Origin of the sequence: Ihubacter massiliensis (assembly GCF_024125305.1) — a bacterium.
In the GTDB taxonomy this organism is placed as follows: domain Bacteria; phylum Bacillota; class Clostridia; order Peptostreptococcales; family Anaerovoracaceae; genus Hominibacterium; species Hominibacterium faecale.
Genome location: NZ_JAMXVH010000001.1, coordinates 1,581,406 through 1,600,885, shown reverse-complemented (window position 1 = coordinate 1,600,885; position 19,480 = coordinate 1,581,406). Strand labels below are relative to the sequence as shown.

Below are 19,480 nucleotides of genomic sequence, written 5' to 3'. Positions count from 1 at the left end.
ATAAAATGGAAAGAACGTAAAACAGAATTCCCTATTTGGAGAAAAACTGAATAGGGAATTTTGCAGTTTAAAAGGAGAGCAGTGTGTTTTTACCGGTTTCAAAAAAAGATATGGAAGAGAGGGGATGGCAGCAGGCGGATTTTGTCCTGGTGACAGGAGATGCCTATGTGGATCACCCGTCCTTTGGCACAGCGATCATCAGTAGATTGCTGGAACGGTTCGGCTATAAAGTGGCGGTCCTTGCTCAGCCCGACTGGCGTTCGGTGAAGGACTTTACCCGATTTGGAAAGCCGCGGCTGGGATTTTTAATCAACAGCGGAAATGTGGATTCCATGGTCAATCATTTTTCCGTGTTCAAGCACAGGCGGAAAACCGACCATTATTCCCCCGGCGGCAAAGCCGGCCTGCGCCCCGACCGGGCCGTGATCGTCTACAGCAACAAAGCGCGGGAAGCTTACAAAGATACACCCATTATCATCGGCGGACTGGAAGCCAGCCTGCGCAGATTGGGCCACTACGATTACTGGGACGACAAGGTACGCCGCTCCATTTTGCTTGATGCAAAAGCCGATATCCTCATATATGGAATGGGGGAACGGGCGGTGATCCAAATCGCCGAAGCCCTTGATTCAGGTCTTGAAGCCAAAGATGTGGGGTGGATCGGGGGAACCTGCGTCAAAGGCAGCCTGAAGGACGCTGACGACCAAACCATTGTGCTCCCATCCTTTGAAGAAATTCAAAGCAGCAAGAGGCGATACGGCGACAGTTTCGCTCTCCAATACCGAAACAACGATGCGATCGCAGGAAAACAGATGATGGAACCTTACGGCGATGATCTGTGTGTGGTTCAGAACATTCCCCAGCCACCTCTTGAGCGGGAAGAGCTGGATCAGATTTATGAACTGCCATATGAAGGAGAAGCCCACCCCATGTACGAAAAGGAGGGGGGCGTTCCCGCCCTGAAAGAAGTCCGGTTCAGCCTGACCAGCAGCAGAGGCTGCTTCGGCGGGTGCAGTTTTTGTGCCCTCACCTATCATCAGGGAAGGGCCCTGCGCAGCCGGAGCATCGATTCCCTGTTAAAAGAAGCAGAGTCCATGACCCGCAGCAAGGATTTCAAAGGGTACATCCACGATGTGGGTGGTCCTACGGCCAACTTCCGTTATCCGGCGTGCAAAAAACAATTGGAGGCAGGTGTGTGCAAGGAGAAAGACTGCCTCTATCCCAAACCGTGCCCGCAGATGAACGTCGACCACAGCGAATACCGCAGACTTCTCAAGGAACTGCGCAGCCTGCCGGGGGTAAAGAAAGTGTTTATCCGTTCAGGAATCCGCTACGATTATGTGATGGCGGACAAAGACGAGTCCTTCCTTTGGGAACTGTGCCGCCATCATATCAGCGGAACCCTCAAGGTAGCGCCGGAGCACATATCGCCCCAAGTGCTCAAATACATGCGTAAACCTGGTAAAGAAATCTTTCAGGCCTTCACCAGCCGCTATAAAACAATCAACAAAGAGTTGGGGAAAAAGCAGTATTTGATTCCTTACTTGATCTCCTCCCACCCGGGCAGCAGACTGGAAGATGCCATAGAACTGGCGCTCTTTCTCAAGGAAAACCATTTTATTCCCGACCAGGTGCAGGACTTTTACCCGACGCCGGGGACCTTGTCCACATGTATGTACTATACGGAGCAGGACCCATTTACCGGGGAAGCGGTTTATGTGGCCAAAGATCTGAAAGACAAAAAAATGCAGCGGGCTCTGATCCATTTTCATAAGCCGGAAAACCGCCGGCTGGTGAAGCTTACCCTGGAAAAAGCAAAGAGAAAGGATCTGATCCCAGTGCTGCTGGAACAGAATAAAAGCAAGAAAGGCAGAAAACGATGAGCTTGATCTATTTACTTCCTTCCATTCTGGAGGAGAGCCGCAGCGAATACCAGGAGATAAAAAATTCCATACCAGGAGGCAGGAGTTTCTGCCCGGTGGAAAGGATCAATCATACAGAGGAAGAGAGCGCCAGCCTTCTGGCCCGGGGAGATAACCTGGAATTCATCCAGTACTTGATCCGGGAAAAAGAGCTGGAAGGCAAGATTCAGCTGATTTATATGGACCCTCCCTTTTATTCCAAGGCCAGCTACGATGCGGTCATCAAACTAAAGTCGCCCCTTGTGGACGATTCGCCGGCTATAAAGCCGACTGCTTACGATGATCTGTGGAAGACCGGTATGGAAGAATACTTGCGCATGCTCTGCGTCCGCTTTTTTTTCATTCGCGACCTGCTGGCGGAAGAGGGATGCTTTTGGGTACACTTGGACTGGCACGTGGTTCATTATGTGAAAATTCTATTGGATGAAATCTTCGGCGAAGATCGCTTTGTCAATGAAATCATCTGGAACTACAAGTCCGGCGGAACGGGCAAACGAAACTTTTCCAGAAAACATGATACGCTATTGTTTTATGGAAAGAGCAAGAAGTATTATTTTCAGCCTCTTCAGGAAAAGTCCTATAATCGGGGCTACAAACCTTACCGATTTAAGGGCGTCAAAGAGTATAAGGATGAACTGGGCTGGTATACGATGGTCAATATGAAAGATGTGTGGCAGGTGGATATGGTAGGGAGAACCTCTGCTGAACGGACCGGTTACGCTACCCAAAAACCGGAACAGCTCCTTTCCCGGATCGTGGAAAGCTGCAGCAGGCCGGGCGATCTATGTGCAGACTTTTTCGGAGGGTCGGGAACCTTGGCGGCGACCGCGGAAAAACTGGGCAGACAGTGGATTTCCTGCGATGTGGGAGGCATCGCCACAGCCAGCAGTCTGAAACGTATGTCCGTAAAAAAGAGTACATTTACATTGCTGGAAACGGAAGCAGACGAACAAAGTGAAGAATTGAAGGTTAGTCTGGAAACCGAGCCTATCGAATTTACGGATAAAAAGCTGGTGACCGTGACGCTCAAGGGCTATGATCTGGACTTGCGGCATATTCCCTTGGAAGGGAAGGACCGGGAAGTGATCAAAAAATTCCGTAAAAAAGATCCGCTTCAGCTGCTGGAGTACTGGAGTGTGGATTTCCAATACGATGGAAAAATCCATAATCCCCAATTTTCCTTTCCCAAGGAAAAAGACCGAATTGAGAAAGTTTGCCGGCAGATCGGATACAATATTAATAAGATCAGTATTCGTGCCGTGGATGTGTTCGGCAACAGCACACTGACAATTTTACAAGCGGGAGTATAATGGATGAGCAAAATCAAAGAGCCAAAATTGGTCAAAGAACAAGTTAAGGCCGCTGCTGTCGATCTCTTTTTCATGCTGGCGGCCTGCTGTGTGGGCGCTTTTTCCACAGTAGGCGTGATGATCCCCAACGGCCTCACCAGCGGCGGACTGACCGGCATTGTGCGGATCGTTCAAAATTACGTGCCTTTGGATTTTTCGCTGCTTTATTACGGCGGCTCGATTTTGATCCTGATCATTGCTGTGATTTTTCTGGGACTGAGGGAATTTCGAAAAATCCTGCTGCTGACCATCGTTTATCCGGCGGTGATGTTTCTCTTTGAAAAACTGGATCTCCAGCTGCTGGAGGACAAGGATGTGCTGCTGGCGGCGGTATTCTGCGGCGTTTTTTCTGGCATCTGCGTGGGCCTGGTCTTTTGGCGGGGATACTCCTTCAGCGGCACCGAGGCCATTGCCAAAATCCTGAAAAAGAAGCTCTTTCCTTATTACAGTCTCAGCAAGATTCTGCTGGCCATCGACGGGGTGATTATTGTCGTATCAGCTTTTATCTTCGGCCGCAATATTGCTCTCTATGCTCTGATAACCCAGGTGATCATCAGCAGAATGGTGGATATCGTCATGTACGGCTTTGAAACGAAGATCGTTCGCTTGGAGATCATCACTTCGCAGGATCAGGCGGTGAGCCGGTATATCATCGAGGATATTCAGAGGGGCGTTTCCAGTGTGAAGATAACAGGCGAATACACAAAAAACCAGTATACCCAGCTCAGCGTCATGTGTTCGCCGAGAGAAAGCATACTGGTAAAGCGCAAGGTCGCAGAGCTGGATAAGAAGGCTCTGGTGACCGTTCTTCCTGTGGAAACCGTCTGGGGCACGGGAGAAGGGTTTAATGATCTTGAAAAGGATCAGTGAGGATTCTGGGGAAAGCAGACTGTGATCCGGGTGCCGATTTCTTCACGGCTGAGGACTTGGAAATATCCGCCGTGGCGGTCGACAATCCATTTGGCGATGGAAAGTCCCAGTCCGGTTCCGCCGCTGTCTCTGCCCCGGGCCGGATCGGCGCGGAAAAACCGCTCAAATACGTGGGAAACATCGCCGGCCGCAATGCCGATTCCTTCGTCCTGAACCACAAAGCATGGGTGGTTTTTTTCGTTTTTTTTGACTTGAAGCACGATGTCGGCGCCGGCGGGCGTGTATTTTGCCGCGTTGTCCACCAGAATACGGGCGGCCTGCTTTACCATAGCCGCATCTCCTGTAATTTTCAGGTCTTCCGACTCTTTCAAATGGTAATGATGGTCGGAATCGATCATTACCGATTCATCGAAGACCTCTTTGATGGTTTCCCTCAAAGAAAATTCTTCCATGGTAAGTTTGGTCCTGCCGCTGTCGCCCCTTGCCAAAAACAGCAGTTGTTCCACCAGCTTTTTCATATGATCTGATTCGCTCTTTATGGCATCGATGGATTCGGCAAGAATTTTTTCATCCTCTTTTCCCCATCGATCCAGCATGTTGGCGTAGCCCTGAATGACGGCGATGGGCGTTCTCAGCTCATGGGAAGCATCGGACACAAAACGGGCTTGCTGCTGGTAGGATTGGCGCATACGGTCCAGCAGACTGTTGACGGCCTGTTCCAGCCCCTCCAGTTCCGTGTCTCCGGTTTGCAGCCTGGCGTCAGGCCCGGTGGGGCTGATCTGGCTGATGGCATCCTCCAAATCGTGGAATTTGCTTTCATCAAAAGCAGCAGCGTCGGTCAGTTCCTTTGCCTTTTGGGTCATTTCATAGAGCGGGGCCAGCTGCCTGCGGGCCTTGCGGGATCCGGTCAGCATATCAGAGAGCAGACTCAGCAGCTGAATGAGGATGATCAATGCCAGGCATCGCCAGGAGAAGATCAGAAACTTTCCCGCATAGACGGTCTGTTTTTTGCCGCTGGAATCCTCATAAACATATTGGGCGCGGATCATGGTATCCTGAAAAGGTATCAGAATCCAGCGTTTGCTCCTCTGCGCATAGCCCTGGTGTTCTTCCGGTATTTGATCAGCATCGATGGTTTCAAAGTGCCGGGGCGTTTTAAGGCTGAATTCTGCGCCGGTTTTCGTTTCCTGAAAATAACACCAGCCGCCGATGGTCAATCCCGCCGCCAGAATGTCGAAAAGAAGAAAGGCGGCAAAAAGGCCTGCCACCCAGCTTCGGTTGATGTTTCTGGCGATGGATCTCATTTTTTTCGTTTCGTTCATAGTTTATTTATCCTTTATCACATATCCGATTCCTCTGACTGTGTGAATGATTTTTTCGCCGAACACGTCATCTATTTTACTTCTTAAATAATACACATATACATCCACTACGTTCGTCTCCCCCATATAGTCATAACCCCATACTCGTTCCAGCAGCGTATCTCTGCTCATGACGATGGACTTGTTTTCCAGTAAAGTCCGCAGCAGCAAAAATTCCCGTTTGGTCAAATCAATGGCCGTATCCCCATAGGTCACGGTGTGGCGGGCGGTGTCCATAGACAGCTGCCCGTAGACTAAACGATTTTCCTGATCTGATCGGGCAGGCGCGTCGGTTTTTACCGCTTTTTTCAGCGCCACCCGGATGCGGGCCAAAAGCTCTTCGATGGCAAAAGGTTTGGTGATATAATCGTCGGCGCCCATGTCCAGACCCGATACTTTATCCATCACCGCGTCCCTGGCCGTCAGCATGATTACCGGTACCTGGGAGGTCTTTCTCAGTCGGCGCAAAACCTCCATGCCAGAAAGCTCCGGCAGCATGATATCCAAAAGGATCAAATCGTAAGCACCGTTTTCGGCCATCGAAAGACCCGTTCGGCCGTCGGCCGCCTTTTCCACCTCATAACCCTCATGCACCAGCTCCAGCTCGGTGAATCTGGCGATTTTCTCTTCATCCTCGATGAGAAGAATTTTTACTGACATGCTGCTCGCTCCTTATTTATCGTCTTTGTTGATCTCTGATTTAAAATTATTGACCGCCTCGGTTGCAGAATCCATGGCCCGGTTGACCTGTTCTTTTCCCAAATCCGCTCCCTTAAAATTGTAGCTGAAGTCGAAGAAGAGGCTGATAACCATAATCGGTACAACGACCCAGAAGAAGAGGATCAGCAGAATGATAAATGCGATCACCGGCAAATCCATCAGAGGCTGGCCGTGCTGTTTGATAACCAGACTGTTTTCGCAGCCTTTTTTCACCAGATATTTAATGGCTCTGCCCAGCTTGGTGAAAAAGTTGCTTTGTTGTTTTTCGCCGCCCTGCTTACCGGAACCGTTCTGATGTTCGTCCTGCTGGGATCCGCAGACCGTCAGCGCCTGAGCTGGTTCTGTGGCCTGTGCGCCGTCTGTGCTGCTTCCCGTCTGTTTTGCTGTTTCCTTGACTTTTCCCTGGGACTCCAGCATGACGATTGCGTCCAGCATATCCCAATTGCAATCTTCCAGCGCTTTTTTCGCTTCTTCATAGCTGACGTTTGCGCGCTGTCTTAATTTTTCCACTTTTTCTAAATGATCCATGATCTTACCTCCGTGATTTTCCTGGTTGATTTTTGTTTACAGCCTTATCATACAAAAGGTTTCTTAGACTGTAATTTAAGAAAAATTAGAATATCATTAGAAAATCACTATAAAATTATTGTAACACAAAAGAATGGCGAAAAACAGAATATTGACGAGCCGCAGGGGAAAGTCACTTGTTGCCTGGCGCCGTCATTTCGCATATAATATGGGCATGAATAATTTTTACAGAGAAGAAGATTTTTATATAATAAGCCGGCCCGATGGACAAGCGGAGGAACTGGCGATTTTCCCTCAAGGAGCAGCCTATGAGGAAAGGAATTTTGTGTGGAGGCTCAGTGTCTCTGTTTTCGAACAGGAAGGAGCGGCACTGGATCAGCTGGGAGAATATGACCGGGTGCTGCTGGCTTTGGATGGCGATACGGTGCTGATCCACCAGGGGCAGCGGGTGATCCGTCTCAAAGCGCTGGAGCAGGATCGCTTTGACGGCTGTTTTTCAACCAAGAGCTTTGGCAGGATCCTCGGGTATAACTTGATGGTTCGCAAGGGGGCGGCCGGCTACCTGGACGTGCTGGAGATGGCGGAAGACGGGCAGAGTCTTGAATGGGAAGATTCTGAAGGCCGGGACTATGCCTGCTATGGCTTTTATTTCCATCAGGGCCATGGAGTAGTCAACTGGGGCGGGCAGCGTCAAACAGTCCGTTCCGGCGAGCAGCTGGTAATTTTCTGTGATGGAAAAGAAGCGTTCCGGGCGGACGTTATGGGACAGGGCGTTCTCATTCGGTCGCAAATTTTCTACGATGAAGCGGATTTGAAAAAAGCTGCTGCCGGCCGCCAAAAAGGATATGGTGCTAGGCTGAAAGGAATTTTTAGAAAATTGTTTCGTGCAAACAAAAAAATATAAGAAATATATTGACAACCAACAAAAATGATGGTATTTTAATAAAAACAAAAAAGTAAAAGGCGTTGATGAAGACAAGTACCCCAATAGACCGTGCATAGTGAGTCGGAGACAGTGGAAACCCGGCCATAGGAATTGGGTGAATAACACTTCGGAGCTGTGAACTGAAATTTTATGGAGCGGACAGGGCTGTGCAGAAAGAGCCGGGGAGGCCCCCCCGGTCGATAAAAGAGTAGGGGATTCGGGATCAGCCCGTTACAGCTGATACAACTGTTTGGTTGGAAAAGGGGGATCGGGATCGATTCAACATAGGTGGCACCGCGGATATGTGGCTTATTCGTCCTATAACTAATAGGATGAAGGGCCACTTTTTAATTGCTGCTTACCGGGGACAAGGGCTTGCAGAAGAGAGTGCAGCCAACGCCCTGCAGGAGATTAGGAGGGAAAAACGATGTGTTCAATTATGGGATATACAGGAAAAGATATAAAAATGAAAGATTTTATGGAAGGGTTTGGTCAAACTCTTTCACGCGGGCCGGACATGTCCAGGGTCATCGAAACCAAGTCGGGCATTCTGGCTTTTCACAGGCTGGCGATCATGGATTTGGAGGAGGCGGGCATGCAGCCTTTTCAGATGGAGCAGGATTATGCCATCTGCAACGGCGAGCTTTATGGATTCCGCCCTTTGAAAAGACAGCTGGAAGCAAAAGGCTATTCCTTTGTTTCGGACAGCGACTGTGAAATCATCCTGCCTCTCTACCGGGAATACGGCGTCGAGATGTTCGCCATGCTGGACGCCGAATTCGCCATGGTCATTTACGATGGAGAAAAAGATACTTACATAGCGGCCAGAGATCCCATCGGCATCCGCCCGCTGTTCTATGGCTTTACCGGGTCGGGTAAAATTATTTTTGCCAGTGAAGCCAAGAACCTGATCGGGTTAACAGAGAAGATCATGCCCTTCCCGCCGGGACATTATTACAAAGACGGACGTTTTATCTGCTACCGGGATGTGACGGCGGTATCGCAGTTTTGTCAGGCTTCTCTGGATCCGCTTTGCCAGCAAATTCATGACAAGCTGGTAAAAGGCATCGAAAAACGATTGGATGCCGACGCGCCGATTGGTTTTCTGCTCAGCGGGGGTCTGGACAGTTCGCTGGTATGCGCCGTCGCCCAGAGGCTGATGCCGGAAAAACCTATCCGGACATTTGCCATCGGCATGAAGGAGGATGCCATTGATTTGAAATATGCCCGGGAGGCAGCGGACTATATCGGCAGCGATCACCAGGAAATCATCATCACAAAAGAGGATGTTCTCTCTTCCCTGGAAGAGGTGATTCGCATCCTGGGGACTTTCGATATTACCACCATCCGCGCCAGCATGGGCATGTATCTGATCTGTAAGGCGATCCGGGAAACGACGGACGTGCGGGTCCTGCTGACCGGTGAAATTTCGGACGAACTGTTCGGGTATAAGTATACGGATTTTGCCCCAAGTCCGGAGGCTTTTCAGCAGGAAGCGGAAAAACGTCTGCGGGAGCTGTATATGTACGACGTGCTGCGAGCGGACCGGTGCATCAGCGCCAACTCCATGGAAGGCAGAGTTCCCTTCGGCGACCTTGATTTTGTAAAATATGTGATGTCCATTGATCCCAAGATGAAAATGAACACCTATGGAAAGGGTAAATATCTGCTGAGAAAGGCATTTGAAAAGGGCGGCTATCTGCCTAAGGAACTCCTTTACCGGGAAAAAGCCGCTTTCAGCGATGCGGTAGGACATTCCTTGGTGGATGATCTGAAAGAATACGCAGAAACGAAATACACCGATGAAGCTTTTGCCGCTGGCTGCGAAAAATACGCTTATCACAGCAAGCCCTTTACAAAAGAGTCCCTCCTCTATAGGGAACTCTTCGAAAAGGCGTATCCGGGGCAGGCGGAGATGGTCGCCGGCTTCTGGATGCCCAACAAAGCATGGAAAGGGTGCGATGTGGACGATCCCAGCGCCCGGGTGCTGAAAAACTATGGGGCCAGCGGCATGTAATGGGTGACGGGCGGCTGCTTGCAGTTTTACAGATACCGCAAAAACTCCATGACTTCTTCCTCGTCCGTTCCCCAGGAAGTAACCAGCCGTATGACGGAGGCCCGGTCGCCTGCCGCCTGCCAGTCCTCGAAAGCGACTTGCTGGCGCAGGTGATCGACGACCATGTTGGGAAGGATGGGGAAAAGCTGATTGGTGGGAGAATCCACCAGGAATTCGTATCCACCTCCCATCAGGCCGTTTTTAAGAAGCACGGCTGTGCCGTTGGCGTGGCGGGCCAGATCGAAGTAGAGATTGTCCCGGAACAACTCGCCAAACTGGATGCCCAGCAGCCGTCCTTTGGCCATCATTCCGCCCCTCTGTTTGATATGGTAACGAAAATCTTCCATTAATTCCGGACGCGTGATGACCAGAGCTTCTCCGAACAAAGCGCCGTTTTTGGTGCCGCCGATGTAAAAGGCGTCGGTCAGCTGTGCCATATCCTCCAAGGTGAGGGAGCAGCCGGGCGCTGTCAGGGCACATCCCAGACGTGCGCCGTCGGCATACAGATAAAGGCCGTATTTGTCGCACATGCTGCGCAGAGCCTGCAGTTCGTCCTTGTTATAAACGGTGCCTACTTCCGTGGTATTGGAGATATAGACCAGCTTGGGCTTTACCATATGTTCGTCTTTATGCAGAAGATAGGCTTCCTCAATTTGGCTGGGCTGGATTTTGCCGTCCGGGGAAGGACAGCTGATGACCTTGTGGCCGGTAGCTTCGATAGCTCCTGTTTCGTGGACGCAGATGTGGGCGCTGTCAGCGGCGATAATCGCGTGGTGGGGGCGCAGAAAAGCAGACATGGCTGTTAAATTCACCTGGGTGCCGCCCATCAAAAAGTGAATGTCAACATCACTTCTCCCAAGGCGGGCCTTGATGAGCTCCTTTGCCTCGTCGCAGTAGGGGTCCTTCCCATAGCCGGTAGAGTGGATCAGGTTGGTATCGGATAAAGCCTTCATAATCTGCGGGTGAGCGCCCAGGCTGTAGTCGTTGATCAGATAAATCATGGTGTTTTTCCTTTCTGTTTGTCAGCTGTTTTCAAAGCGGTTATCGCTGTGTTTTCCATTCCAAATTTCCTTATATTATACTATTTTTTTATTGCCTGTGCAAAAGCTGTTTGGGGTAAAAAGGGTGCATATTACAGTCATCATTCATTTGTTGTAGTCGATATCGCCGGGAGCAAGCAGCTTGCTGTCGATCACTCCATTGTAGAACCGGCTCCGCCGGGGCAGGATTTTTGGAAAAAACTTAAATGAAATTCAAGATTTTACGCAGTTTTCAACGATTGCAGTCTTGCGAGATGAGCTTTCAGCAAACAAGCGGCGCCTTTTTGCCATCTTAAGCCCCGCAAACCCACAGCTTTGCGTAAAAAATCAAAGCTCTTAATAAAATTTTCCTGATTTGAGTCAGCCAGACTTAAACCAGAGCAAAAAAAATACTGGCATTTTTCATAAATTCGTAGTATAATTTTTCAGTAATAATTATTAAAATAAGTGCACGAAAATAGGAAAACATAAGGTAAGACGGCAGAAACGGGGTCTTGGTTACCCTTCTCACTCAAAAATGCCGCAAAGCCTTATTTTTTTATTTTGCGGGCACTTTTTTGATGAGCGGCCTTTGCCGGATGACAAGGGTACATCACTGGGGCAGAGGATCACACTGGATGGATTAAGAGAGAAATGAAAGGAAGTGACAGCATGAAAAAGTACATTTTTGTTACAGGCGGCGTTGTGTCAGGACTGGGAAAGGGAATCACGGCAGCATCTCTGGGAAGGCTGCTGAAAGCCAGGGGAATAAAGGTAGCGGCGCAGAAACTGGATCCATATATCAACGTGGACCCGGGAACTATGAGCCCTTATCAGCACGGGGAGGTATACGTGACCGAGGACGGGGCGGAAACGGATCTGGATCTGGGACACTATGAACGTTTTATCGACGAAAATCTCAACAAATTCTCCAACCTGACCACCGGCAAGGTTTACTGGAATGTCTTAAGCAAGGAGCGTCAGGGAGAATATCTGGGGAGCACGGTGCAGGTGATTCCCCATATCACCAATGAGATCAAAGACTTCATCTATCAAGTGGGAAAGACCAGCAATGCCCAAGTCATCATAACCGAAATCGGCGGAACTGCAGGCGATATTGAAAGCCAGCCTTTTCTGGAAGCCATCCGGCAGGTTTCGCTGGAACAGGGAGCGGAAAACTGCCTCTTCATTCACGTGACCTTGGTGCCATACCTGAAAAGCTCCGGGGAGCACAAATCCAAGCCAACCCAGCACTCTGTGAAGGAGCTTCAGGGCATGGGCATATCGCCGGATATAATTGTCATGCGGTCCGACGAGCCGATCGACGAGGCCATCCGCCAAAAAATTTCTATGTTCTGCAATGTCAAGCCGGACTGTGTCATTGAGAATGTGACTCTGCCGGTTTTGTATGAAGCGCCGCTGATGCTGGAGAAAGAAAATTTTTCCTGGATCGTGTGCAGGGAGCTGGGAATCAACGCTGGTCCTTGTGAAATACGGGAATGGGAAGAAATGGTCCATCGGATCAAGAGCCGGGATAAACAGGTGACCATCGCCATCGTCGGCAAGTATGTCAAGCTGCACGATGCGTATCTGTCAGTGGCCGAAGCGCTGCGCCACGGCGGCTATGAAAATCAGTGCTGTGTGGATATCAAATGGGTGGAAGCCGAAGAGGTCAGCGAGGAAACGGCAGGACGCCTTTTAGGAGATGTGCAGGGAATTCTGGTGCCGGGAGGCTTCGGCGACCGGGGGATCGAAGGAAAAATTGCTGCCATTCAATTTGCAAGAGAACGGGATGTACCTTTTTTCGGCATTTGCCTTGGTATGCAGACGGCAGTCATTGAGTTTGCTCGCAATGTGCTGGGAATTAAAGACGCTGATTCAGGAGAATTTAACGAACAATCGGAAAATAAGGTGATTGATTTTATGCCCGATCAGTCGGGAGACATCCCCAAGGGCGGGACCATGCGGCTGGGCGCATACCCGTGCGTGATCAAGGAAGATACGATTTTGAAGCGGGCCTACGGGACTGAAGAAATCACAGAGCGTCACAGACATCGGTACGAGTTCAATAACACATACAGACAGCGTTTTGAAGAAGCGGGCATGGTGATCACAGGCACTTCGCCGGACGGCAGGCTGGCGGAAGCAGTGGAAATTCCGGCAAATCGCTATTTTACAGCTGTTCAGTATCATCCAGAGTTCAAAAGCCGTCCCAATAAAGCGCATCCCCTGTTCCGGGAATTCATCCGGGCGGCGCTGGAAAGGGAGCCGCATCGTCAATAGAATAAAAAAGCAGGAGCGAGATCATGGAGCCGTTATTTCCGGAGCCATGGTCTTTTTCTTTTTCATTTCCTGGGTCAGCAGTTCCAGATTGTGAATGGTTTCCCGATTCAGAAAATGTTCGATTTTTTCCACCTGCTCCAGCTCCTCCTGCGAGCCATTGAGCAGGCAGAGGAAGGTGTGAAGTACTTCATGGCGATAGAGCAGGTAGCCGCCTTGTGCGAGGCCCTTTTCCGTCATCTGGATGTATCCGTATTTTTCAAAGGCAACCAGCCCCAGCTCATGCAGCTGGCGCACCATTTTTGATGCTGACGAAGATGCCACATGGAGCATTTTTGCCAGCTCCCCGATTCGCACCACTTTCCGTTCACAGAGAATGCGATAAATCATTTCCAGATAATCCTCCATGGCCGGGGTCAGCGAAACGGTTTCGTTGAGCTGATAACCTTTTAACGTATAGAACTGTCGTTTTTGATCCATTTCATCTACCTTTCAGGTATTTTTCAATCCCATGTAACCAATTTAACGCAGGGCGAATAGTATGCACTAGGAAAAAAAGTTTCCTTAACCTAAATATATTTCATGGAGGCTATCAATATGAATAACATAAATTATTTGCCCGGACTGAAGCCGGGAGAAAAAGCGACTGTAAAAGAACTGCGTACCAGCGGAAGTATGCGCAGGCGTCTGCTGGATATTGGTTTGATTGAGGATACGCAGGTTGAGTGCGTGGGCAGAAGCCCCGGCGGCGACCCGTCGGCCTTTCTAATTCGCGGCGCTGTGATTGCCATTCGTTCGGAAGATTGCGCCGATGTTCTGGTCAGCACCTGCTAGAGGAAAGGAGATTAATATGGAAGCAACGACGGAAACACTGGGAGTTTGTGAAGGGGGAGTAGGTCTGGAAATCCGGAGAACTTCCCCCGAAGATAAAGTAGTGGCTCTGGCCGGCAACCCCAATGTGGGAAAAAGTACCGTGTTCAACAGCTTGACGGGTATGAATCAGCATACGGGAAACTGGCCGGGAAAGACGGTTACCAATGCGCAGGGCGTTTGTCAGAGTGATGCCCATACATTAATCTTAGTGGATATACCTGGGACATATTCGCTGATGGCTCACTCAGCGGAAGAAGAGGTGGCAAGGAATTTCCTCTGCTTTGGGGAGCCGGATGCGGTAACGGTGGTCTGCGATGCTACCTGTCTGGAGCGAAATCTCAATCTGGTGCTGCAAATCCTTGAAATTACCCCGAAAGTAGTGGTTTGCGTCAATCTAATGGATGAGGCCAAGCGAAAACAGATCAAGATCGATCTGGCGGGATTGTCGGAAAAACTGGGCGTGCCGGTGGTGGGAACGACAGCCAGAAAAAAACGCAGTCTGTCCCAGCTGACGCGGACCATGGATGCTGTTTTGGATTCATCGAGCAGCCGCCGGCCCCTGAAGGTGACGTATCCCCAGGAGATCGAGGATGCTGTGGCGATCGTGGAACCGGTTGTAAGAGAAAAGGCGGGAGGCCAGATCGACAGCCGGTGGCTCAGTCTCAAGCTGCTGGATCAGGATCCGTCGCTGGTGGTGGAGATTCGCCGTTTTTTAGGCGAAGATTTTCTGGAGGATCCCAGGCTCGCGGATGCCTTGAACAGGGCCCAGCAGGAGCTGAATGAACAGGGGATCACTGCTGATAAGATGAAAGACATGGTGGTTTCCAGTCTGGTGCTTACAGCAGAAGCCCTTTGCAAAGATACGGTCACTTATAAAAAAGAAGTTTATAACAACAGAGATCGGAGAATTGACCAGATTCTGACCAGCAAGTGGACCGGATATCCAATTATGCTCTGCCTTCTGGCCGTGGTATTTTGGCTGACCATTACCGGGGCCAACTATCCTTCCCAGCTGCTTTCCAATTTTCTGTTCTGGGTCCAGGATCAACTGACAAGACTGTTCCAATTTTTCGGCGCTCCGGACTGGCTGCACGGCATGCTGGTGCTGGGCGTATACCGGGTTTTGGCCTGGGTCGTGTCAGTTATGCTGCCGCCAATGGCGATTTTCTTTCCCCTGTTTACCTTGCTGGAAGATGCCGGTTATCTGCCCAGAATTGCATATAATCTGGATAAACCTTTCAAGCGCTGCAATGCCTGCGGAAAACAGGCCCTGACCATGTGCATGGGGTTTGGATGCAATGCGGCAGGGGTTATCGGCTGCCGTATTATCGATTCACCCCGTGAGCGGCTGCTGGCGATTATCACCAATAATTTTGTTCCTTGCAACGGGAGATTCCCCACATTAATCGCCATCCTCACCATGTTTTTCATTGGAACCATGGGAGGTGTGTTCTCATCGCTGCGCTGCGCACTTTTGCTGACCGTTGTCATCGTTTTGGGAATCGGCATGACTTTCCTCGTGACAAAGCTGCTTTCCCAAACCGTGCTCAAAGGGATTCCATCGTCTTATACGCTGGAATTGCCGCCTTACCGCAGACCACAGATCGGACGCGTGATCGTGCGCTCCATCTTTGACCGCACGCTGTTTGTGCTGAAGAGGGCAATCGTTGTAGCGGCGCCGGCCGGTCTGCTCATCTGGCTGATGGCGAATATCACTGTCGGCGAGGCCAGCATACTTAATCATTGTGCAGATTTTCTGGATCCTTTTGCCAAGCTTCTGGGACTGGACGGAGTCATCCTCATCGCTTTCATCCTGGGTTTGCCGGCCAATGAGATCGTAGTGCCCATCATCATTATGACCTATATGGCCCAGGGCAGCCTTTTGGAGATGGAAAGTCTGACGGCAATGAAACAGCTTTTTGTGGATAACGGCTGGACGTGGGTGACTGCCATCAGTACCATGCTCTTTTCCCTGATGCACTGGCCCTGCTCAACGACCCTGATTACCATTAAAAAGGAAACAGGCAGCTTTAAATGGGCCGCCCTTGCCTTTGCCATACCCACCGTTTCCGGCCTTGCAGCCTGTTTTCTATTCGCATCAGCGGCCAGACTTTTTATCTAAGGCGTGGTCTGTGCTATTGATCTAATTTCTTTAAGATTTCAAGAGTCGTGTTCAGCGATTCCTGAAATCTTTTTTTATCTTCGTCAGAAAGAGCTGCAGCTTTTTCGCACAATTGATGATCCACGCAGCTTATTTTTTCACAAATAAAGCTGCGGCCCTTTTCTGTGAGCCGGATCAAAACCAGCTTGCGGTTATTTTCATCCTGAAAACGTTCCACATAGTGCTCTTTAACTAGCGGTGCAACTGCCCGGGTGGCTTGTTCTTTGGAAGAGGGAATATAATCGGCGAGCCTGCTCATACTTAAATAAGGGTGGTGCATCAATGCTAAAAGGATGGAAATCTGGTTTTTCGTCAGATCAAGTCCTTTTAGATCGGATGCATTCATAACCATCTTCTGGCAGACTGAAAAAATTTCAGTAAGAATAAAAAATGGCGGTTTTTTTAATAGGTCCATGTGAAATACCTCCGTTTATACAAGATACATTATAAGGTTTAATTGGATTAAAGTCAATGGTTGACAAAAATCAACAATTGATATACCATAAACTAAAAAGGGGGAATTGACGTGAAACAGGAAAGACCAAACAAGAGACCAATGATTTATTATTACCTGGGAGTATTGATCATCATTGTTCTTCTCAATATGTTTTTAGCTCCGCTTTTAGGCAGCAGTAATATTGAGAGTACCAGCTACAACGATTTTATGACCAGTATCAACAAAAAACAGGTACAGGAAGTTACCATAGAACAAGATGTCATCTACTATACGCTGAAAGCAGGCGATGAAGGAGATGATAAGAACGTTGTCTATAAAACGGGCAGGGTAGAGGATGAAAATTTGGTGGACCGGCTTTATCAGTCAGGCGCTGTATTCTCGCAGAAGGTAGTCAAGCAGACATCGCCTTTGATGCAGATTCTGCTTTTGTGTATTGTACCAATTTTGCTGTTCAGCATTATGGGAAGGTTTCTCAGCAAGAGGATGGGCAATATGATGGGCGGACCAGGAGCCATGTCCTTTGGCAAAAGCAATGCCAAAGTGTATGTCAAGTCCACCAGCGGCATCAAATTCTCTGATGTGGCCGGCGAGGATGAGGCGAAAGAATTGCTCAGCGAAATTGTCGATTATCTGCATAAACCCGAGAAATACCAGGGGATTGGAGCACAGATGCCCAAGGGCGCTCTGCTGGTAGGGCCGCCGGGAACTGGCAAAACGCTGCTGGCAAAAGCAGTGGCCGGTGAAGCGGAGGTGCCCTTCTTCTCCATATCTGGATCGGAGTTTGTGGAAATGTTTGTGGGCATGGGAGCGGCCAAGGTGCGGGATCTTTTTAAGCAGGCTTCTGAGAAAGCTCCTTGTATCGTTTTTATCGATGAGATCGATACCATCGGTAAGAAGCGGGACGGCCAAATCTCAGGCAACGATGAGCGGGAACAGACATTGAACCAGCTGCTTACGGAAATGGACGGGTTTGACGGATCCAAGGGCGTGGTGATTCTGGCGGCCACCAACCGACCGGATTCTTTAGACCCGGCTCTGCTCAGACCAGGACGATTCGACCGCCGTATTCCAGTGGAGCTTCCCGACCTGCAGGGCCGTGAGGATATACTGAAGGTTCACGCCCAAAAAATCAAGGTGGCCGATGGCGTAGACTTTACTCAAATCGCCAAGGCTGCGGCCGGCGCTTCCGGTGCCGAGCTGGCTAATGTGGTCAATGAAGCGGCTCTGCGGGCTGTGCGGAACGGCCGGGATGCAGCCACTCAAGCGGATTTGGAGGAAAGTATTGAGGTAGTAATCGCCGGTTATCAGAAGAAGAGCCGGGTGCTGTCCAGTCAGGAAAAGCAAATCGTCGCTTACCATGAAGTGGGACATGCGCTGGTGGCTGCCATGCAGAACCATTCGGCGCCGGTCCACAAAATAACCATAATTCCGCGTACTTCGGGCGCCCTAGGCTACACGATGCAGGTGGATGAAAAAGAGCATTTTCTCATGTCTAAGGAGGAGCTGGAAAACAAAATTGCTACCTTTACAGGCGGCCGTGCGGCAGAAGAGCTGATTTTCGGCTCTATAACCACAGGCGCCTCCAACGACATTGAACAGGCCACCAGGCTGGCACGGGCGATGATCTCCCAATACGGGATGAGCGATGATTTCGGTATGGTAGCCCTCCAGACGATGAACAATCAGTACCTGGGCGGAGATGCATCGTTAGCCTGTTCCGCTGACACCCAGACCCGGGTTGACAAGCAGGTTATGGAGCTGGTGAAAAAACAGCATGATAAGGCGCTTGCGATTTTGCAGGAAAACAGGGCCAAGCTGGACGAAATCGCAGGATATCTCTATGAGCATGAAACCATCACAGGGGAGGAGTTCATGGAAATTCTCGATCAGTGATCCGTAGGCCGGCTTGTCTGAACCGTAATGGGGCTCCGGTGGCCTGTTTGGCGGGGGGCGTGTGTAAATTACAGGCGCCCCCGCCAACCCTCAGGGAACGGGCTGCCGGTTTGCTGGGAAGGGCCGGAGCCCTGGCGGCTGGCCGGATTGGGGCTGTTGGGCCTTGGGGGATGAAGGCTGGCAGGCGGCTGGAGCCGCCCGTCTGGCTGGGCTGGAATTTGAGCTCCTTTCGCTTTTTTTACAATAATATTTTTACTTTTTAGAAATTAGTATAACTTTTCAACGTTTTCAGAGGCTTCCCGGGGGCAGAGCCTCGAAAACCCACAACTTTCCAATAATTTTACCGAAAACCATCTGATTTCGTTACGGTAAAGCAGCCGATCATAAGTCATATCCTTTGACTTTTATTTTTTTTGCCTGAAACCAGCCGCGCCGATAGAATTGATTTTCCTTGTAGAAAACTGCCGCAATATGTTAAGATGTGGGAAAGGTTTCGAATGAAGCCTGGACTACTTGAATTACAAGAAATTTGAAGAAGCAGTCTTTGTAATATCTGTTAGCAGAACAATTGAGGAGAAAACCAATGGCTCCATCTGAATTTAAAACAACCAGCAGCCTGATAACAGCACTGTTTGAAAGATATAAAGTCAGCATGCAGCGGATCGCCCATGGAATCCTGAAAAACGCGAACAAAGCAGACGATGCAGTGCAGGATGCGATGATTAAGATTATAAAAAATATCCATATTATATGGAAACGATTTTAATGACGAAGAAATCGGCGGGCTTTTAGGGATTGAACCCGATGCCGTACGCAAACGGCTGTTCGGGCCAGAAAGCGTTTAGTGGAGCTTATGGAAAGGGGGTGTATCTATGAATAAGGATGAGCAAAAGGCAGAAGAACTTTTACAGCTTCTGGGAGAGGAGCTGGCAAAGAGCAGAGAACAGGCAATGGAGCGGGCGGAACAGCCAGAGCGGGAATCTATACCTGTTACAGGAAGATGAAGATAAAAGGAAGAAGCGAAAACGGCATTTGCGCCAAATCTGCGCCATATTCCTATGTGCGA

At 49.8% G+C, this 19,480-nt stretch carries 17 protein-coding genes; 11 read left to right on the top strand and 6 right to left on the bottom strand.

Annotation, left to right across the window (positions count from 1 at the left end; genetic code table 11):
* The first annotated feature begins 83 nt into the window (after positions 1 to 83).
* Genes NIA71_RS07315 through NIA71_RS07305 form a run of 3 tightly spaced genes read left to right on the top strand, consistent with a single transcriptional unit; the run spans position 84 to position 4,141 of the window.
* Complete coding sequence (locus NIA71_RS07315; protein ID WP_253020062.1) at positions 84 to 1,883, top strand: YgiQ family radical SAM protein; 1,800 nt, start codon at positions 84 to 86, stop codon at positions 1,881 to 1,883.
* Positions 1,880 to 3,232: a DNA-methyltransferase gene (locus NIA71_RS07310; protein WP_148397320.1), complete on the top strand. Its 1,353-nt coding sequence runs from the start codon at positions 1,880 to 1,882 to the stop codon at positions 3,230 to 3,232. The genes NIA71_RS07315 and NIA71_RS07310 overlap by 4 nt, the downstream gene beginning before the upstream one ends.
* A gap of 3 nt (positions 3,233 to 3,235) precedes the next feature.
* A complete protein-coding gene (locus NIA71_RS07305; protein WP_253020061.1) occupies positions 3,236 to 4,141 on the top strand; it encodes a YitT family protein in 906 nt (301 codons plus the stop codon).
* On the opposite strand, the gene NIA71_RS07300 is transcribed toward NIA71_RS07305, so the two are convergent.
* Genes NIA71_RS07300 through NIA71_RS07290 form a run of 3 tightly spaced genes read right to left on the bottom strand, consistent with a single transcriptional unit; the run spans position 4,135 to position 6,750 of the window.
* Entirely contained in the window at positions 4,135 to 5,463 is a 1,329-nt protein-coding gene (locus NIA71_RS07300) for a sensor histidine kinase (RefSeq protein ID WP_253020060.1), read from the bottom strand. The genes NIA71_RS07305 and NIA71_RS07300 overlap by 7 nt on opposite strands.
* 3 nt (positions 5,464 to 5,466) lie before the next feature.
* On the bottom strand, positions 5,467 to 6,162 hold the full coding sequence (locus tag NIA71_RS07295) for a response regulator transcription factor (RefSeq protein ID WP_253020059.1): 696 nt from the start codon (positions 6,160 to 6,162) through the stop codon (positions 5,467 to 5,469).
* A 12-nt stretch (positions 6,163 to 6,174) separates the two neighbouring features.
* Positions 6,175 to 6,750, bottom strand: a complete 576-nt coding sequence (locus NIA71_RS07290; RefSeq protein WP_253020058.1) for a DUF4342 domain-containing protein — start codon at positions 6,748 to 6,750, stop codon at positions 6,175 to 6,177.
* A 214-nt stretch (positions 6,751 to 6,964) separates the two neighbouring features.
* Here NIA71_RS07290 and NIA71_RS07285 point away from each other — a divergent pair, with 214 nt between their 5' ends.
* Together NIA71_RS07285 and asnB are read left to right on the top strand one after the other, a co-directional pair.
* On the top strand, positions 6,965 to 7,654 hold the full coding sequence (locus NIA71_RS07285; protein WP_253020057.1) for a HutD family protein: 690 nt from the start codon (positions 6,965 to 6,967) through the stop codon (positions 7,652 to 7,654).
* A 448-nt stretch (positions 7,655 to 8,102) separates the two neighbouring features.
* Entirely contained in the window at positions 8,103 to 9,692 is a 1,590-nt protein-coding gene (asnB, locus tag NIA71_RS07280; RefSeq protein ID WP_253020056.1) for an asparagine synthase B, read from the top strand.
* A 26-nt stretch (positions 9,693 to 9,718) separates the two neighbouring features.
* Here asnB and NIA71_RS07275 read toward each other — a convergent pair whose 3' ends face one another.
* A complete protein-coding gene (locus tag NIA71_RS07275; protein ID WP_253020055.1) occupies positions 9,719 to 10,732 on the bottom strand; it encodes a threonine aldolase family protein in 1,014 nt (337 codons plus the stop codon).
* 690 nt (positions 10,733 to 11,422) lie between these two features.
* Between NIA71_RS07275 and NIA71_RS07270 the strand changes: the two genes are divergently transcribed.
* A complete protein-coding gene (locus NIA71_RS07270) occupies positions 11,423 to 13,033 on the top strand; it encodes a CTP synthase (protein ID WP_253020054.1) in 1,611 nt (536 codons plus the stop codon).
* Positions 13,034 to 13,054: 21 nt separating this feature from the next.
* Here NIA71_RS07270 and NIA71_RS07265 read toward each other — a convergent pair whose 3' ends face one another.
* Positions 13,055 to 13,510, bottom strand: a complete 456-nt coding sequence (locus NIA71_RS07265; RefSeq protein ID WP_253020053.1) for a metal-dependent transcriptional regulator — start codon at positions 13,508 to 13,510, stop codon at positions 13,055 to 13,057.
* A gap of 117 nt (positions 13,511 to 13,627) precedes the next feature.
* On the opposite strand from NIA71_RS07265, the gene NIA71_RS07260 reads away from it, so the two are divergent.
* Positions 13,628 to 13,864, top strand: coding sequence for a FeoA family protein (locus NIA71_RS07260; protein WP_148397330.1), 237 nt, complete (start codon positions 13,628 to 13,630; stop codon positions 13,862 to 13,864).
* A gap of 16 nt (positions 13,865 to 13,880) precedes the next feature.
* Entirely contained in the window at positions 13,881 to 16,025 is a 2,145-nt protein-coding gene (gene feoB, locus NIA71_RS07255) for a ferrous iron transport protein B (protein WP_253020052.1), read from the top strand.
* 13 nt (positions 16,026 to 16,038) lie between these two features.
* Here feoB and NIA71_RS07250 read toward each other — a convergent pair whose 3' ends face one another.
* A complete protein-coding gene (locus NIA71_RS07250; RefSeq protein WP_148397332.1) occupies positions 16,039 to 16,479 on the bottom strand; it encodes a MarR family winged helix-turn-helix transcriptional regulator in 441 nt (146 codons plus the stop codon).
* Positions 16,480 to 16,590: 111 nt separating this feature from the next.
* On the opposite strand from NIA71_RS07250, the gene ftsH reads away from it, so the two are divergent.
* The 3 genes from ftsH to NIA71_RS19900 all read left to right on the top strand — a co-directional run bounded on the left by ftsH (position 16,591) and on the right by NIA71_RS19900 (position 19,418).
* Positions 16,591 to 18,414 (top strand): ATP-dependent zinc metalloprotease FtsH, encoded by a 1,824-nt coding sequence (gene ftsH, locus NIA71_RS07245; RefSeq protein WP_367177878.1) that lies wholly within the window; start codon positions 16,591 to 16,593, stop codon positions 18,412 to 18,414.
* Between the two features lie 583 nt (positions 18,415 to 18,997).
* Positions 18,998 to 19,180: a sigma factor gene (locus tag NIA71_RS07240; RefSeq protein ID WP_253020051.1), complete on the top strand. Its 183-nt coding sequence runs from the start codon at positions 18,998 to 19,000 to the stop codon at positions 19,178 to 19,180.
* Between the two features lie 106 nt (positions 19,181 to 19,286).
* On the top strand, positions 19,287 to 19,418 hold the full coding sequence (locus NIA71_RS19900; protein ID WP_269478124.1) for a hypothetical protein: 132 nt from the start codon (positions 19,287 to 19,289) through the stop codon (positions 19,416 to 19,418).
* Positions 19,419 to 19,480: the final 62 nt, after the last annotated feature.

What these genes read in the sequence shown, in the direction of transcription:
- NIA71_RS07310 (WP_148397320.1), top strand. Translation starts at nt 1,880, where the DNA reads ATGAGCTTGATCTATTTACTTCCTTCCATTCTGGAGGAGAGCCGCAGC.
- NIA71_RS07305 (WP_253020061.1), top strand. Translation starts at nt 3,236, where the DNA reads ATGAGCAAAATCAAAGAGCCAAAATTGGTCAAAGAACAAGTTAAGGCC.
- NIA71_RS07300 (WP_253020060.1), bottom strand. Translation starts at nt 5,463, where the DNA reads ATGAACGAAACGAAAAAAATGAGATCCATCGCCAGAAACATCAACCGA.
- NIA71_RS07295 (WP_253020059.1), bottom strand. Translation starts at nt 6,162, where the DNA reads ATGTCAGTAAAAATTCTTCTCATCGAGGATGAAGAGAAAATCGCCAGA.
- NIA71_RS07290 (WP_253020058.1), bottom strand. Translation starts at nt 6,750, where the DNA reads ATGGATCATTTAGAAAAAGTGGAAAAATTAAGACAGCGCGCAAACGTC.
- NIA71_RS07285 (WP_253020057.1), top strand. Translation starts at nt 6,965, where the DNA reads ATGAATAATTTTTACAGAGAAGAAGATTTTTATATAATAAGCCGGCCC.
- asnB (WP_253020056.1), top strand. Translation starts at nt 8,103, where the DNA reads ATGTGTTCAATTATGGGATATACAGGAAAAGATATAAAAATGAAAGAT.
- NIA71_RS07275 (WP_253020055.1), bottom strand. Translation starts at nt 10,732, where the DNA reads ATGATTTATCTGATCAACGACTACAGCCTGGGCGCTCACCCGCAGATT.
- NIA71_RS07270 (WP_253020054.1), top strand. Translation starts at nt 11,423, where the DNA reads ATGAAAAAGTACATTTTTGTTACAGGCGGCGTTGTGTCAGGACTGGGA.
- NIA71_RS07265 (WP_253020053.1), bottom strand. Translation starts at nt 13,510, where the DNA reads ATGGATCAAAAACGACAGTTCTATACGTTAAAAGGTTATCAGCTCAAC.
- NIA71_RS07260 (WP_148397330.1), top strand. Translation starts at nt 13,628, where the DNA reads ATGAATAACATAAATTATTTGCCCGGACTGAAGCCGGGAGAAAAAGCG.
- feoB (WP_253020052.1), top strand. Translation starts at nt 13,881, where the DNA reads ATGGAAGCAACGACGGAAACACTGGGAGTTTGTGAAGGGGGAGTAGGT.
- NIA71_RS07250 (WP_148397332.1), bottom strand. Translation starts at nt 16,479, where the DNA reads ATGGACCTATTAAAAAAACCGCCATTTTTTATTCTTACTGAAATTTTT.
- NIA71_RS07240 (WP_253020051.1), top strand. Translation starts at nt 18,998, where the DNA reads ATGGCTCCATCTGAATTTAAAACAACCAGCAGCCTGATAACAGCACTG.
- NIA71_RS19900 (WP_269478124.1), top strand. Translation starts at nt 19,287, where the DNA reads ATGAATAAGGATGAGCAAAAGGCAGAAGAACTTTTACAGCTTCTGGGA.